General features: G+C 39.0%; 15 protein-coding genes. All 15 read left to right on the forward strand.

Annotated features, from left to right (window positions below; all coding sequences use genetic code 11):
• The first annotated feature begins 15 nt into the window (after window positions 1–15).
• The 15 genes from eutC (at window position 16) to pflB (ending at window position 15,533) form a co-directional block, all read left to right on the forward strand.
• The gene (gene eutC / locus IGK86_RS07595) at window positions 16–927 is read left to right on the forward strand and encodes an ethanolamine ammonia-lyase subunit EutC (RefSeq protein ID WP_002363986.1); all 912 of its coding nucleotides are present in this window, start codon (window positions 16–18) and stop codon (window positions 925–927) included.
• 13 nt (window positions 928–940) lie between these two features.
• The gene (eutL, locus tag IGK86_RS07600; RefSeq protein ID WP_002357509.1) at window positions 941–1,594 is read left to right on the forward strand and encodes an ethanolamine utilization microcompartment protein EutL; all 654 of its coding nucleotides are present in this window, start codon (window positions 941–943) and stop codon (window positions 1,592–1,594) included.
• Between the two features lie 13 nt (window positions 1,595–1,607).
• Entirely contained in the window at window positions 1,608–2,126 is a 519-nt protein-coding gene (locus tag IGK86_RS07605) for a BMC domain-containing protein (RefSeq protein ID WP_002366723.1), read from the forward strand.
• Window positions 2,117–3,595 carry an acetaldehyde dehydrogenase (acetylating) gene (locus IGK86_RS07610; RefSeq protein ID WP_016617363.1) on the forward strand — a complete coding sequence of 493 codons (1,479 nt, stop codon included), beginning with the start codon at window positions 2,117–2,119 and terminating at the stop codon, window positions 3,593–3,595. The genes IGK86_RS07605 and IGK86_RS07610 overlap by 10 nt, the downstream gene beginning before the upstream one ends.
• Window positions 3,596–3,718: 123 nt before the next feature.
• On the forward strand, window positions 3,719–4,009 hold the full coding sequence (locus tag IGK86_RS07615; protein ID WP_002357513.1) for a BMC domain-containing protein: 291 nt from the start codon (window positions 3,719–3,721) through the stop codon (window positions 4,007–4,009).
• 67 nt (window positions 4,010–4,076) lie between these two features.
• Window positions 4,077–4,646 carry a hypothetical protein gene (locus tag IGK86_RS07620; protein WP_002374804.1) on the forward strand — a complete coding sequence of 190 codons (570 nt, stop codon included), beginning with the start codon at window positions 4,077–4,079 and terminating at the stop codon, window positions 4,644–4,646.
• Between the two features lie 3 nt (window positions 4,647–4,649).
• Window positions 4,650–5,285 (forward strand): ethanolamine utilization phosphate acetyltransferase EutD, encoded by a 636-nt coding sequence (gene eutD / locus IGK86_RS07625; RefSeq protein ID WP_002357516.1) that lies wholly within the window; start codon window positions 4,650–4,652, stop codon window positions 5,283–5,285.
• Window positions 5,286–5,299: 14 nt separating this feature from the next.
• Window positions 5,300–5,899, forward strand: coding sequence for a TIGR02536 family ethanolamine utilization protein (locus IGK86_RS07630; RefSeq protein ID WP_010707565.1), 600 nt, complete (start codon window positions 5,300–5,302; stop codon window positions 5,897–5,899).
• A 12-nt stretch (window positions 5,900–5,911) separates the two neighbouring features.
• On the forward strand, window positions 5,912–6,175 hold the full coding sequence (locus IGK86_RS07635; protein WP_002357519.1) for a EutN/CcmL family microcompartment protein: 264 nt from the start codon (window positions 5,912–5,914) through the stop codon (window positions 6,173–6,175).
• A gap of 12 nt (window positions 6,176–6,187) precedes the next feature.
• Window positions 6,188–7,288 carry an ethanolamine utilization protein EutH gene (eutH, locus tag IGK86_RS07640; RefSeq protein WP_002357520.1) on the forward strand — a complete coding sequence of 367 codons (1,101 nt, stop codon included), beginning with the start codon at window positions 6,188–6,190 and terminating at the stop codon, window positions 7,286–7,288.
• Window positions 7,289–7,300: 12 nt separating this feature from the next.
• On the forward strand, window positions 7,301–7,744 hold the full coding sequence (locus IGK86_RS07645; RefSeq protein WP_002357522.1) for an ethanolamine utilization protein EutQ: 444 nt from the start codon (window positions 7,301–7,303) through the stop codon (window positions 7,742–7,744).
• Window positions 7,745–7,831: 87 nt separating this feature from the next.
• Window positions 7,832–8,260 carry a CoA-binding protein gene (locus IGK86_RS07650; protein WP_002363980.1) on the forward strand — a complete coding sequence of 143 codons (429 nt, stop codon included), beginning with the start codon at window positions 7,832–7,834 and terminating at the stop codon, window positions 8,258–8,260.
• Between the two features lie 204 nt (window positions 8,261–8,464).
• The gene (parE, locus tag IGK86_RS07655; protein ID WP_438742273.1) at window positions 8,465–10,522 is read left to right on the forward strand and encodes a DNA topoisomerase IV subunit B; all 2,058 of its coding nucleotides are present in this window, start codon (window positions 8,465–8,467) and stop codon (window positions 10,520–10,522) included.
• Window positions 10,523–10,534: 12 nt separating this feature from the next.
• On the forward strand, window positions 10,535–12,997 hold the full coding sequence (gene parC, locus IGK86_RS07660; protein WP_010823694.1) for a DNA topoisomerase IV subunit A: 2,463 nt from the start codon (window positions 10,535–10,537) through the stop codon (window positions 12,995–12,997).
• A gap of 289 nt (window positions 12,998–13,286) precedes the next feature.
• Window positions 13,287–15,533 carry a formate C-acetyltransferase gene (gene pflB, locus IGK86_RS07665; RefSeq protein WP_002357529.1) on the forward strand — a complete coding sequence of 749 codons (2,247 nt, stop codon included), beginning with the start codon at window positions 13,287–13,289 and terminating at the stop codon, window positions 15,531–15,533.
• The last annotated feature ends 26 nt before the right edge of the window (window positions 15,534–15,559 follow it).

The following is a 15,559-nucleotide window of genomic DNA, read 5'->3' on the forward strand; positions in this document are numbered from 1 at the left end:
GAGGTGAGAATACAAATGAACGAAAAAGAATTAAAAGAAATGATTGCCGGAATTTTAACAGAAATGGTCGCTGACAATCAAGCGGTTTCGACTGCCACTGTGACTGCTGAAGAAAAACCAGTCACAACACACGTCACTGAAACGACAGAAATTGAAGAAGGCCTAATTCCTGACATTACTGAAGTAGATTTACGTAAACAATTACTATTGAAAAATGCCGTAGATCCTGAAGCACTATTAAAAATGAAAGCTTTCTCGCCAGCTCGTTTAGGCGTTGGTCGTGCAGGGACGCGTTATATGACTAGTTCAACATTACGTTTCCGAGCGGACCATGCGGCAGCACAAGATGCGGTCTTTTCAGACGTAAGCGAAGACTTGGTAAAAGAAATGAATTTTATTTCTACAAAAACAATCTGTAACAGTAAAGATGAATATTTAACACGTCCAGATTATGGTCGTCAATTTGATGAAGAAAATAGTGAAATCATTCGGAAAAATACGACACCAAAAGCCAAAATCCAAATGGTCGTAGGGGATGGCCTTAGTTCAGCTGCTATCGAAGCGAATATTAAAGAAGTCCTACCAGCAATTAAACAAGGATTAAACATGTACAACTTAGATTTCGACAATGTAGTTTTTGTTAAATATTGTCGCGTGCCAGCAATGGATAAAATTGGTGAAATCACTGACGCTGATGTTGTTTGCTTGCTAGTTGGCGAACGTCCTGGTTTAGTAACAGCTGAATCTATGAGTGCCTACATTGCTTACAAACCAACTGTCGGTATGCCAGAAGCACGGCGGACAGTTATTTCAAATATTCACAAAGGTGGGACACCGGCTGTTGAAGCAGGGGCCTACATTGCCGAAATTATCAAAAAAATGTTAGACAAGAAAAAATCTGGTATTGATTTAAAAGAAGCTGAATAAAGGAGGATTTCTCATGAAAAATGATCGTCTAGGCGCAAATGTCCTAAGTATGAAAGTCATTCCCAATGTCGATCCGGCATTAGCAAAAGAATTATCATTGAAACCAGAACATCGCTCATTAGGAATTGTTACTTCCGATTGTGATGATGTCACTTATGTTGCATTAGATGAAGCAACCAAAGCCGCCGATGTTACTGTAGTTTACGGTAAAAGTATGTATGCTGGCGCAGCAAATGCTTCAACCAAATTAGCCGGTGAAGTGATTGGCATTATTGCTGGTCCGAGTCCTGCTGAAGTCAATAGTGGCTTGAGTGTCATTACGCAAGTCATTGAAGAAGAAGCCAGCTTCTATAGTGCTAACGAAGATGACAGTATTGTTTATTTTGCACATGTAGTATCAAGAACGGGTAGCTTTTTATCTGAACAAGCGAATATTCCTGAAGGTGAAGCGATTGCTTATCTGATTGCACCACCGCTAGAAGCAATGGTTGGCTTAGATGCAGCAATGAAAGCTGCCGATGTTCAAATGGGTGTCTTTTATGGCCCACCTTCTGAAACGAACTTTGGCGGTGCCTTATTGACAGGTAGTCAATCTGCATGTAAAGCTGCTTGCAGTGCGTTTGAACAAGTCATTCAAAATATCGCTGACAATCCGTTGAGTTATTAAGGATGTGACCTGAATGAAAGCATTAGGAATGGTCGAAGTCAAAGGATTTTTAGGTGCCATTAGTGTGGCCGATGCGGCATTGAAAGCCGCCGACGTTACTTTGTTAAAAGCTGAAATTATTAATGGCGGTTTAACAACTGTGGAACTGATTGGTGACGTTGCCGCGGTTCAAGCTGCCGTTGAAGTAGGAACGGAAGTAGCTAAAGAATTAAATTGTTTAATTGCTCATCATGTGATCTCACGGGTTGATGCTCAAACGGAAGTGATTTTATCAGATCCAGAACCCAAGTCAGCACCTGAACCGATGGAACAAGTAGAAGTAATTGAAGAAGAGATTGAAACACCAGATTCGGAAGAACACACTGGCATACGCCAAAAATTAGAAACACAACGCGTGGTTGATTTACGCAAACAAGCCTACAAAATGAACCTAAGTAGTTTAAAGAAAAGTGAGATTAAATTTGCCAATAAAGAAGCTTTAATTCAAGCAATCATGGCGGAAATAGAAAGAAGTGAAGACGAGTGGAATTAGTAGATAAAGACTTACGTTCCATCCAAGAAACAAGAAATTTAATCAGAAAAGCCAAAGAGGCACAGCAAGTATTAGCAACATTTTCGCAAAAACAAATCGATGCGATTGTCCAAGCAGTTTCAGAGGCTACATTTAACCAACGAGAAAAGTTAGCGAAAATGGCCAATGAAGAAACAGGATTTGGTATTTATGAAGATAAAATCATCAAAAATGCTTTCGCTTCAAAAGTAGTATATGACGAAATGAAGGACAAAGCTACAGTTGGTGTGATCAATGATGATGCTGCCAAAAAAGTCACTGAAATTGCTGTCCCAGTTGGTGTGATTGCAGGATTAATTCCTTCTACCAACCCGACATCAACAGTCATTTACAAAGCATTAATTTCATTAAAAGCTGCCAACAGCATTGTTTTTTCACCACATCCCAATGCGTTGAAATCGATTATTGAAACAGTGGAAATTATCCAAAAAGCGGCTATTGCTGCAGGGGCACCAGAAGGTTGTGTCTCGGTCATCAAAACGCCAACCATGCAAGCGACTAGCGAATTAATGAAAAATAAAGAAACAAATTTAATTTTAGCTACTGGTGGAAACGCAATGGTTAAAGCAGCGTACTCTTCTGGAACACCAGCAATCGGTGTTGGGCCTGGTAATGGACCAGCCTACATCGAACGAAGCGCAAATGTTCCTCATGCAGTGAAACAAATAATGGATTCAAAAACTTTCGATAACGGTACAATTTGTGCATCGGAACAATCAATTATTGTTGAAACTGTCAACCGTGAAGCGGTCAAAGAAGAGTTAATTAAGCAGGGCGCGTATTTCTTAAGTCCAGCCGAAGCCGACAAATTAGCTAAATTTATTTTACGACCAAACGGTACAATGAACCCGCAAATCGTGGGTCGTTCCGTTCAACATATTGCTTCATTAGTTGGTTTATCTATTCCAAAAGATCGCCGCTTAATTGTTGCCGAGGAAACACATGTAGGCTTGAAATATCCATTTTCAAGAGAAAAATTGGCACCGATTATTGCTTTCTATACAGTTGAAAACTGGGAAGCAGCTTGCGCGTTATCAATTGAAATTTTGAAAGGTGAAGGTGCGGGTCATACGATGGGTATTCACACAGAAAACAAAGAAGTCATTCGTGAATTTGGCTTAAGAAAACCCGTCTCTCGTTTGCTTGTTAACACCTCTGGTACACTTGGGGGAATTGGTGCTTCAACTAACTTAGTGCCAGCATTAACACTTGGTTGTGGCGCAGTTGGTGGCAGCTCAACTTCTGATAATATTGGGGTTGAAAATCTGTTCAATTTACGTCGTGTTGCATATGGCGTGCGTGATTTAGAAGAGATTCGTCAAGAATTTGGTCAAACATCAACCATATCTGTGGCTACTTCTTGCGAAACAACCAATCAAGAAGAACTAGTAAATGCCGTGGTGGCTCAAGTTTTAGCTCGCTTAAACTAACAAGAAACGAGCGAGTAAGAGTAAAACAAATGAATTATTGGATTTAGGGTTTGGGACCTAAGTCAAATTGATAATTGTCCCAAATTTTTAAAAATAAAACATACATCTTAGGAGGAAATTATAATGTCAAGTACAAATGCTTTAGGAATGATCGAAACTCGTGGTTTAGTAGGTGCTGTTGAAGCAGCCGATGCAATGGTGAAAGCGGCAAACGTTACTTTAATTGGAAAAGAACAAGTCGGTGGCGGTTTAGTTACAGTAATGGTTCGCGGTGACGTTGGTGCCGTGAAAGCAGCAACAGATGCTGGTGCTGCTGCAGCAGAACGTGTTGGCGAATTATTATCTGTCCATGTAATTCCACGTCCACATACAGAAGTAGACGCTATTTTACCACACGCAACAACTGAATTATAATTTTGATTTTTTGGGGCAGAGGTAGGTTCATTACTTCTGTCCTAAACTTTCATTGAGGAGGGGTGTTATGACAGTTATTACAGAAGATATGCTTCGCATCAAAAGGCTTAAAAAAGAACTAGAAGATGGCACGGATTTTGTGTTTCCTGTAGGCAGTTTTCTGACGCCAGCCGCCAAAAGCTATCTACGCGAGCATCGGATTAATAGCAGCTTCTCTTCAACAAACCCATTGCTTTCTGAGGTTCATTCAGTGAAGGCCTCCTCACAAAAACAAAAACAAGAACATTTATCGAAAGAAACAATTTATGAGATTCGGCACTTAAGCCATCTATTGTATTTGCCTTTCTTAACGAATGAAGCGTTATCAACAGAAGGTTGGTTATATTTCGAACAACAACAACTGTGGTTAGAGAAATTTATTTTAGAACAGTCGCTTGTAATGGAACCAGTCATTTTGGAATCAAAGGTAACTATTCTAACTAACCAACAGAGACAATGGCGCTATTCCTCAAAAGAAATTCAATTACAACTAGATAAAATTATTCTCCAGTTAAAAGGAGAATCACAACTGTTCGGCCTTTTTCAATCTTGGGCTACAGAATTAATTAGCACCATGGCTGAAATATCACGAAACTAGGAGATGAACAAATTGGATTCAATGAATGAAATTGTTGAAGAAGTTGTTAAACGAATTCAGCAACAACAACAAAATACTTTTGAAGTTGAAGCTTCTGGCCGACATGTTCATTTGTCTCGTCAAGAGATTGATGCATTATTTGGACCAGGATATCAACTAACAAAAGTGAAAGATTTATCACAACCCGGACAGTTCGTTTGTAAAGAACGAATTACGGTTGCTGGACCTAAAGGACTTTTTCAAAATGTGGTTATTTTAGGCCCTGAACGTAGCGAATCACAAGTTGAAGTTTCTATGACGGATACACGTATTTTAGGAATTAACGCCCCAGTTAGAGAGAGTGGCAAGACAGAAGGGACACCAGGTGTCACGCTGATGAACGGATCAGCAGTTGTGACATTAAGTCACGGCTTAATTGTTGCCAAACGTCATATTCACATGACACCCGAAGACGCCTTGAAAAATAAAGTAAGCAATAGCCAAATTGTGCAAGTCAAAGTGGAAGGCACACGTCCGTTAATCTTTGATGATGTAGTTGTGCGAATCAGTCCGCGATTTGCAACGTACATGCATATTGACTACGATGAAGCCAACGCTTGCGGCTTAACCAAAGGAGCTCGTGGCTATATTCTTAAGTAAAAGGAGGAAGGACAATGAACGTTTCTGAAATGGAAAATTTGATTCAACAGATTACTGATCGAATTTGCCAACAATTGCTGTCGTCGTCTTATTCAGTGGCTTTAGCAGAAGCAAAAGAAGCATTTCCTGAAGAAATGTTTGTTCGTTTTCCTGATGTAAATTGGGTAACCAAGGAGCAGAAGCTAGCACGAGGTTTGGTTGTAAAGAGGCTAACGATTTCCCAAGTAAACGCGATTGCGCATTTACAGGAAACGGATGAATTAGTCAAAAACATCTTAGCATTCTTATTTGAAGGTAAGCCGGTATTGGTTTTAACCCCAATACCTTCAGTGACTAAAAATTCCCGATTGAAGTATCGTTTGAAACAAACGATTCAGGAAAACGTGGACATGTGCCAACAGTTTGGGCTGATTTTTTATCATGATTCAGAAAATTACGCTGTGTTTCAGGCGGCCTGTCAAAAACAACTTCGTTCTTTGGCGGAGACCAAACGAACCTACATTACTGAAAAACAATTGATAAGAATGACAGAAGCAGGTGTTTCTTTAAGTAAAAATGCCTATTTAACCCCGTTAGCGACAGATTATGCTCGGAAACATCAATTGCTGACGTAAGGAGGAAAAACGATGCTTTTAGGAAAAGTGACTGGTAGCCTTTGGTCAACAAGAAAAGATGAAAAATTAAATGGCTGGAAATTTATGATGGTTGATATTTTGAATCAAGAGGACGAAAAGCAAGGATTTCTAATTGCTGCTGACAACGCTGGAGCTGGTGTCGGGGACAAAGTGTTAATTAGTCAAGGCAATGCTGCCCGTATTTCGGCAGAAGATCCGAATGTCCCAATTGATGCAATGATTGTTGGTGTCATTGATTCTACAGAGGAAGAATAGGGAGGACGAGACATGAGCATTAATGAAATTATTATGTATATTATGGTTCTTTTCATGATTATTGGAGGAATCGATAAATGTATTGGCAACAAACTAGGTTTAGGGGAGCAATTTGAGGAAGGGATTATGGCTATGGGTTCTCTAGCGCTTTCTATGGTAGGGATTATCACTTTAGCGCCTGTCTTAGCCAATCTTTTAAGCCCGATTGTCGTTCCTGTCTATGAATTACTAGGGGCTGATCCAGCAATGTTTGCCACAACCTTATTGGCTAATGATATGGGCGGCTTTGCGTTAGCGCAACAATTAGCCAATGATCCACAAGCTGGTTTATTTGCGGGGGCAATCTTAGGCGCAATGATGGGGCCAACGTTAGTCTTTACAATTCCAGTAGCGCTTGGCATTATCCAAAAAGACGACCAACAATTCTTAGCAACAGGTGTTTTGAGCGGGATTATTACAATTCCTTTTGGTTTATTAGCAGGTGGTTTAACAGCTGGCATGCCATTGTCATTGATTATTCCTAACTTAATTCCAATTATTATTGTTGCCGCTTTAATTATTTTAGGTTTATGGTTAGCGCCAAAAGGCATGATTAAAGGCTTCCAAATTTTTGGCCAAGGCGTAGTGATTGTCGCTATCTTTGGTTTAGTTGTGGGGGCGATTCAACTATTATTAGGAATTACAGTGATTCCTGGTATTGCACCAGTTACTGAAGGAATTGAAGTCGTTGGCGGGATTGCTTTAACTTTAGCTGGCGCTTTCTGTTTAGTAGCAGTGATTACGAAAGTCTTTAATAAACCATTGATGAAACTAGGAAAAGTTTTAGGAATGAATGAAGTAGCGGCTGCAGGAATGGTTGCTACATTAGCTAACAATATTCCCATGTTCCAAATGTTAAAAGACATGGATAATCGAGGAAAAATTATTAATATCGCTTTTGCTGTTTCGGCTTCTTTCGTTTTAGGTGATCACCTTGGTTTTACTGCAGGCGTAGCAAAAGAAATGATTTTTCCAATGATTGTTGGCAAATTAGTTGGAGGGATTACCGCCATTTTTGTGGCTATCTTTATGGCAAATCGAATGCTAGGGAAACCCGAAACAGAAGTGAAATAATGAGGTGTAAATATGACAGAATTAAATCGTGAAATGATTGAAACGCTTGTTCGACAAATTGTCACAGAAAAATTAATGCCGACTAAACAAGTGGATCCAAGTGGAATTATGTCCATCAAATTACCCGAAATCGACGTAACAGAAGACGACCGCTTAGATACAGGCAACCCAGCGGACATTGTTTACACAAAAGATCTGTTTTCTTTAGAAGAAAGCCCGCGCCTTGGTTGCGGTTTAATGGTGATGAAAGATACCACCTTCGATTGGACACTAGAATACGATGAAATTGATTATATTATTTCAGGACAACTGGATATACTGATTGACGGACGTAAAATTTCTGCAACAGCCGGTGAAATTATTTTAATCCCGAAAAGTAGCAAAATTCAATTTTCAGTGACGGGTGATGCCCGCTTTGTCTACGTGACTTATCCAGCAGATTGGCAAAGCCAATAATTATTTTACCGGCAGTCAGAGAATAATTTTGCAAAAACCCTTTACTCAGCGTTATAATAGATAAGAACGAAAAAAGGGGTTGAGTGAATGACATTTGAGAATCCAAGTCAAAATCAAATTTTTGATATTTTAAAACAAGCAAAAAATATTGCGGTGGTTGGTTTGAGTAACAAGCCCGACCGCACAAGTTACAAAATTGCGGAAATTTTACAGCAACATGGCTATCGTGTATTGCCTGTCAATCCAGTTTTAAAAGGTGAAACGGTGCTTGGCGAAACGGTTTATGGGACATTAACAGAGATTCCTGAAAAGATTGATATTGTTGACGTCTTTCGGCGGAGTGAATTTTTGCCAGAAGTGGCCGCAGAAACATTGAAAACAGAAGCGCCTGTCTTTTGGGCCCAACTAGGTTTGGAAAATGAAGAGGCAGCGAACTTGTTATTAAATGAAGGTCGTCAAGTTATTATGAACCGTTGTATTAAAATTGAATTGGCAAAAATGGCAGATGCTGAATAAACACGTGTAATTTTATAAAGAAAGAGCGTCCTGAACGGAAAGCTCTTTTTTTTTTGACCCAGATAGAGTATTATTGTAATGATGGTTTTAGAAGGAGCGAACGGAAAACGCAAGAAACCGGCTCACTCTTCTTCTAATTCTTTAAGAAATAGTTAATGTACGCTTATTAACTAAACGAGAATCTAAGTATAAGGAGTTTTTTCTTTGGCTAAAAAAATTAACAATGAGTACAATGATGCCTCTATCCAAGTCCTAGAAGGATTGGAAGCAGTGAGGAAAAGACCTGGTATGTATATCGGTTCAACCGATAGCCGTGGACTCCATCACTTAGTCTATGAAATTGTCGATAATGCAGTCGATGAAGCGTTATCTGGCTACGGGAATGAAATCAACGTAACTATCCAAAAAGATAATAGTATTTGTGTTGCAGACTCTGGCCGCGGAATGCCAACAGGGATGCATGCTTCTGGTATCCCAACAGTAGAAGTCATTTTTACTGTCTTACATGCGGGTGGTAAGTTTGGCCAAGGTGGCTATAAAACTTCAGGCGGACTCCATGGGGTGGGTGCCAGTGTTGTTAATGCCTTATCAAAGTGGTTAGAAGTTCATATTGTTCGTGATGGCGTTGAATACATGGAACGATTTGAGGACGGCGGTAAACCAGTTGGTACCTTAAAAAAAATCGGCAAAACAAAAAAACGCAACGGTACCTCTGTTACTTTTTTACCTGACGACACCATTTTCTCTACGACAAATTTTTCTTACGAAATTTTAGCAGAACGTTTGAGAGAATCAGCTTTCTTATTAAAAGGCGTCAAAATTACTTTAACGGATGAACGTGGGGAAGAACCCAAAGAAGAAGTCTTCCACTACGAAAAAGGCATTAAAGAATTTGTTGCCTATCTAAATGAAGAAAAAGATACATTAACACCCGTTGTTTATTTTTCAGGAGCCAAAGAAGGTATTGAAGTTGAATTAGCTTACCAATACAACGATGGCTATTCTGAAAATGTTTTATCTTTCGTTAACAATGTCCGCACAAAAGATGGCGGTACCCACGAAGTCGGTATGAAAACGTCAATGACGAAGGCGTACAATGAATATGCACGTAAAGTAGGACTATTAAAAGAAAAAGATAAAAATTTAGAAGGTAGCGACTTCCGTGAAGGCTTAGCAGCTGTCCTTTCAATTCGAGTACCAGAAAACTTACTACAGTTCGAGGGTCAAACCAAAGGGAAATTAGGCACACCTTTAGCAAGAACCGTTGTCGATAACGTCGTAGGCGAACAAATGGGCTTCTATTTACAAGAAAACAGTGAAATGAGTCAATCATTAATTCGGAAAGCGATTAAAGCCCGTGAAGCCCGCGAAGCGGCTCGCAAAGCTCGTGAAGAAAGCCGGAACGGTAAAAAACGGAAAAAAGGCGAATCGTTACTTTCTGGAAAATTAACCCCGGCTCAATCCAGAAATCCTAAGAAAAATGAATTATATCTTGTCGAAGGAGACTCGGCCGGTGGTTCAGCAAAACAAGGACGCGACCGGAAATTTCAAGCCATTTTACCGCTACGAGGAAAAGTCATTAATACGGAAAAAGCGAAAATGCAAGACATCTTGAAAAATGAAGAAATCAATACTATGATCTATACGATTGGCGCAGGCGTTGGTCCTGAATTTTCAATTGAAGATTGTAATTATGATAAAATCATCATCATGACCGATGCGGATACCGATGGTGCCCATATTCAAGTGTTGCTATTAACGTTCTTCTATCGTTATATGAAACCATTAATTGAAGTCGGCAAAGTCTATATTGCCTTACCACCTCTTTATAAAGTTTCTAAAGGAACTGGAAAAAAATCAGTCATTGAGTATGCTTGGACCGATGGTGAATTGGCAGAAGTGATTGATAAAGTTGGTAAAGGCTATATGCTCCAACGCTATAAAGGTCTGGGGGAAATGAATGCAGAACAACTTTGGGAAACAACGATGGATCCTGAAACTAGAACCTTAATTCGTGTTCGGATTGATGATGCAGCTCAAGCAGAACGCCGTGTGACCACATTAATGGGCGACAAAGTCGAACCTCGTCGAAAATGGATTGAGCAACATGTTCAATTTACGTTGGAAGAAGATGGCAGTATTTTAGATCGTTCAGAAGAAGACACTTCTGCACCAACAGGAGAAAGTCTTTTAGATGCGGAAAAAACAAAAGAAGCAGAACAAACCGATGACACTGAAATCAGTTTGTTTGACATAGAGTAGGGAGTGACAATTTTGGAAAAACGCCAAGAAGTTCAAGAATTAACCCTTGAAGAAGTAATGGGCGATCGTTTTGGAAGATATTCCAAATACATCATTCAAGAACGGGCCCTACCAGATATTCGAGATGGGCTAAAACCAGTACAACGCCGCATTCTCTTTTCAATGAATAAAGATGGCAATACCTTTGATAAAGGCTTTCGTAAATCAGCAAAATCTGTCGGAAACATTATGGGGAATTATCATCCCCATGGCGACAGCAGTATTTATGAAGCGATGGTGCGTCTAAGTCAAGACTGGAAATTACGGGAAGTACTAATTGAAATGCATGGAAACAACGGAAGTATGGATGGCGACCCACCAGCGGCGATGCGTTATACAGAAGCTCGTTTATCACAGTTAAGTGGTGAGTTGTTAAAAGATATCGACAAAAGTACCGTCGATTTCGTCTGGAATTTTGACGATACAGAAAAAGAACCCACTGTTTTACCAGCCAAATATCCTAATTTATTGGTAAATGGCTCAACGGGGATTTCAGCAGGCTATGCAACAGAAATTCCTACGCATAATTTAGCGGAAATCATTGATGGAACTGTGTATTTAATTGATCATCCTAATGCAAGTTTAGAGAAATTAATGGAATACATTCCAGGACCAGATTTCCCAACAGGTGGGATCCTACAAGGAAAAGCAGAAATTAAAAAAGCCTACGAAACCGGCCGTGGTAAAGTAATTTTACGTGCGAAGACAAAGATTGAGCCCTTAAAAGGCGGCAAACAACAAATTGTCATTTCTGAAATTCCTTATGAAGTCAACAAAGCAACGCTAGTGAAGAAGATGGATGAAATCCGTTTAAATAAAAAAGTAGACGGCATTGCCGAAGTTCGTGACGAAAGTGACAGAACTGGCTTGCAAATTGTTGTTGAACTAAAAAAAGATGTCAATGCAGAAGGTATTTTAAATTATCTATTTAAAAACACTGAATTGCAAATCAATTACAACTTTAACATGGTAGCCATCGACAACATGACCCCGCAACAAGTGGGACTAAAACGGATTTTAGAAAGTTACATTACGCATCGCAAATCAGTTATCATTAACCGTTGTCAATTTGAGTTGGACAAAGCTCGCAAACGTGAGCATATTGTTGCTGGTTTAATTAAAGCATTGTCTATCTTAGATAAAGTGATTGCAACAATCCGTGGCAGTAAAGATAAAAAAGATGCGAAGAAGAACTTAGTATCCGACTATGCGTTTACTGAAGAACAAGCTGAAGCAATCGTTACTTTACAGCTATACCGTTTAACCAATACGGATATTACTGATTTACAAGAAGAAGCGAAAACTTTAGAACAACAAATTGCTGAGTTATTGAACATTTTAAACAATGAAAAAGAACTATTCTCAGTCATGAAAAAAGAACTTCGCGAAGTTAAAAAGCAATATGGCAATCCGCGCTTAACTCAAATTGAAGAGGAAATCCAAGAAATCAAGATTGAAACAGCCGTGTTAGTTGCGCAGGAAGACGTGGTCGTAACCGTGACGCACGAAGGCTATATCAAGCGGAGTAGTATTCGTTCTTATACAGCATCAAAACCAGAAGAAATCGGCATGAAAGAAGGCGACTTTTTACTATATGCTGGCGAAGTCAATACATTAGATCATCTTTTACTAGTAACAAATAAAGGGAATATGATCTATCGCCCCGTCCATGAGTTGCCAGATTTACGCTGGAAAGAAATTGGCGAACATATTTCTCAAACCATTTTAAATCTTGCTATCGATGAATCGATTATTGCTGTATATCCTTATAAAGAGTTAAGTCCGACAAAAACCTTTGTTTTCATTACAAAAGCTGGCATGATTAAACAAACCAAAATGGCTGATTTTGAGCCTTGGCGCACTTATAAGAGCCGCCCGACATCTTGTATGAAATTAAAATCAGACCAAGATGAAATTACCAATGTTTATTTAACAAATGATCAAGACTTATTGGATGTTTTCCTCGTTAGCAATCGCGGTTTTGGCTTACGCTATCCATTATATGAAGTACCTGTTGTGGGTAGTAAAGCGGCTGGAGTTAAATCAATGAACCTCAAAGAAGACGATTATGTCGTTAATGGTTTACTGGTTCATTCTGAAGGGGATACACCGATTGTCATCGTTACCCAACGTGGCGGTGTTAAACGTATGTTAGCCCAAGAATTAACACAATTAGGACGAGCAAAACGTGGACTAATGGTCTTGCGGGAATTGAAGAAAAATCCACATCGTGTTGTCTTTATGTCTGAAAGTACCGATTTAGATTTATTAGTTACTACGCAAAAAGGCACACAAGAAGTTATTCAGTCGAAAAACTATCCAATCAGTGAACGAACATCCAACGGTTCCTTTGTCATCGATGAACAAAAAGATGGCCAAGTAATGGAAGTCCACGAGATGCATTCTGCAGTGATTGAAGAAGAACAAACAAACTAAACTGTGTTATAAATATCTCCACAGCAGGCATCTGTATTAATACAGATGCCTGCTGTTTTTAATACAGAAGTACATTTTTCACAAGTGATAACAACTATAAATCGTTCTTATTTTCACAAGTATAAATGTTTATATATCAGCGTTTATAATCTTTGCTCCCCATTTATTTATTAAGAAAGTGCAATAAATAATAAAAAAACGCTTGCATCTAAAAGGTTATGTGTTATACTAATCACATAAAGCTGTTACATACAATCAAGTAGCAGTTAACTAAGGAGGCAAACACTTCATGAAACAATGGGAAGGCTTTAAAGGCGACAAATGGAGAACAAGCGTTGACACTCGTGATTTTATTCAAAACAACTACACAGAGTACAAAGGCGACGACAGTTTCTTAGAACCAATCGCTCCGAGCACTGACAAATTATGGACAAAACTACAAGAGTTATTTGAAATCCAACATGAAAAAAATGGCGTTTATGACATGGATAGCGATATCCCAGCAACTATTACGTCACATGAACCTGGTTACTTAATCAAAGAAGAAGAAAAAATTGTCGGTTTACAAACAGATGTACCATTAAAACAAGCATTTATGCCATTCGGTGGTATTAAAATGGCGAACAATGCCTTAGTTTCAAATGGTTATGAAACTGACGAAGAAATGACAAAAATCTTCACAGAATACAGAAAAACACATAACCAAGGTGTTTTTGATGCCTACACAGCTGAAATGCGTTTAGCACGTAAAAACAAAATCATTACTGGTCTTCCAGATGCTTATGGCCGTGGCCGTATTATCGGTGACTATCGTCGTATCGCATTATACGGTATCGACTACTTAATGGAACAAAAGAAAAAAGATCATGATAACACTGGTAACAAAGAAATGACAGACGATGTTATTCGCTTACGTGAAGAAATTTCTGAACAATACCGTGCGTTAAATGACTTAAAACAAATGGCTGCTTCTTATGGTTTCGATATTTCTCGTCCTGCTGCAAATGCGCAAGAAGCAATCCAATGGTTATACTTTGGTTACCTAGGTGCCATTAAATCTCAAAATGGTGCGGCAATGTCAATTGGTCGTATCTCAGCATTCTTAGATATCTATATCCAACGTGACTTAGAAGCTGGTTTAATCACTGAATTTGAAGCACAAGAAATGATTGACCATTTAATCATGAAATTACGTATGGTTAAATTTGCACGGACACCAGAATACAACCAATTATTCTCTGGTTATCCAATTTGGGCAACATTATCTATTGCTGGTATGGGTATTGACGGTCGTTCATTAGTTACCAAAAATGACTTCCGTATCTTACACACCTTAACAAACATGGGACCATCTCCAGAACCGAACTTAACTGTATTGTATTCTTCTCACTTACCAGAAGGCTTCAGAACATATGCAGCTAAAATCGCGAAGGAAAGCTCATCTATCCAATTTGAAAACGATGACTTATTACGTGAAAACTGGGGTTCTGACGACTGTGCAATCGCATGTTGTGTTTCTGCAACAGTTATGGGTAAAGATATGCAATTCTTCGGCGCTCGTGCGAACTTAGCGAAAGCTGTTCTTTATGCAATTAACGGCGGGGTCGACGAAAAAACTAAAATGCAAGTAGCACCAAAATATCGTCCAATGACTGGTGACAAATTAGATTACCATGAATTCATGGAACGCTATAAAGACATCTTAGACTGGTTAGCTGAATTGTATGTTAACACATTAAACATTATTCATTACATGCATGATAAATATGCATATGAAGCACCACAATTAGCTTTAATGGATACTGATTTACAACGGACATTCGCAACTGGTATTGCCGGAATCTCTCATGCGACTGATAGTATCATGGCAATTAAACACGGTGAAGTAGAAGTAATCCGTGACGAAGATGGTATGGCAATTGATTATGTACCAACAAAAGAATTCCCAACATACGGAAATGATAACGAAGAAGCCGATGCAATGGCTAACTGGATTTTAGATTACTTTATGACACAAATTAAACGTCAACACACATACCGTAACTCTAAACCAACGACTTCATTATTAACAATCACTTCAAACGTTGTTTATGGTAAAGCAACAGGGAACACGCCTGACGGACGTCGTGCCGGCAAACCTCTTGCACCAGGTGCGAACCCAAGTTATCAAGACGGTAAATTCTTAGGTGAGAAAAATGGCTTGTTAGCTTCATTAAACTCAACAGCTCGTTTAGAATATACAATCGCTTTAGATGGTATTTCTAATACACAAACCATCAACCCTAATGGTTTAGGTAAAGACGACGACACAAGAATTAACAACTTACGTAACGTATTAGATGGCTACTTCGATAAAGGTGGTTACCACTTAAACGTAAACGTATTTACAAACGAATTATTATTAGATGCACAAGCACATCCAGAAAAATATCCAAACTTAACTATCCGTGTATCTGGATATGCCGTGAAATTCCGTGACTTAACTCCTGAACAACAAGCAGACGTTATTTCAAGAACTTCACACGACAGACTATAAAAAACATTTACATTATTTAACTGAAA

The organism is Enterococcus sp. DIV1206 (assembly GCF_051712485.1).
Taxonomy (GTDB): domain Bacteria; phylum Bacillota; class Bacilli; order Lactobacillales; family Enterococcaceae; genus Enterococcus; species Enterococcus faecalis.

Excerpts from the sequence above, each read along its gene's own strand:
- IGK86_RS07635 (WP_002357519.1), top strand. The coding sequence starts at position 5,912 with ATGCTTTTAGGAAAAGTGACTGGTAGCCTTTGGTCAACAAGAAAAGAT.
- IGK86_RS07650 (WP_002363980.1), top strand. The coding sequence starts at position 7,832 with ATGACATTTGAGAATCCAAGTCAAAATCAAATTTTTGATATTTTAAAA.
- eutD (WP_002357516.1), top strand. The coding sequence starts at position 4,650 with ATGAACAAATTGGATTCAATGAATGAAATTGTTGAAGAAGTTGTTAAA.
- eutC (WP_002363986.1), top strand. The coding sequence starts at position 16 with ATGAACGAAAAAGAATTAAAAGAAATGATTGCCGGAATTTTAACAGAA.
- pflB (WP_002357529.1), top strand. The coding sequence starts at position 13,287 with ATGAAACAATGGGAAGGCTTTAAAGGCGACAAATGGAGAACAAGCGTT.
- eutL (WP_002357509.1), top strand. The coding sequence starts at position 941 with ATGAAAAATGATCGTCTAGGCGCAAATGTCCTAAGTATGAAAGTCATT.
- IGK86_RS07645 (WP_002357522.1), top strand. The coding sequence starts at position 7,301 with ATGACAGAATTAAATCGTGAAATGATTGAAACGCTTGTTCGACAAATT.
- IGK86_RS07605 (WP_002366723.1), top strand. The coding sequence starts at position 1,608 with ATGAAAGCATTAGGAATGGTCGAAGTCAAAGGATTTTTAGGTGCCATT.
- IGK86_RS07620 (WP_002374804.1), top strand. The coding sequence starts at position 4,077 with ATGACAGTTATTACAGAAGATATGCTTCGCATCAAAAGGCTTAAAAAA.
- eutH (WP_002357520.1), top strand. The coding sequence starts at position 6,188 with ATGAGCATTAATGAAATTATTATGTATATTATGGTTCTTTTCATGATT.
- IGK86_RS07630 (WP_010707565.1), top strand. The coding sequence starts at position 5,300 with ATGAACGTTTCTGAAATGGAAAATTTGATTCAACAGATTACTGATCGA.
- IGK86_RS07615 (WP_002357513.1), top strand. The coding sequence starts at position 3,719 with ATGTCAAGTACAAATGCTTTAGGAATGATCGAAACTCGTGGTTTAGTA.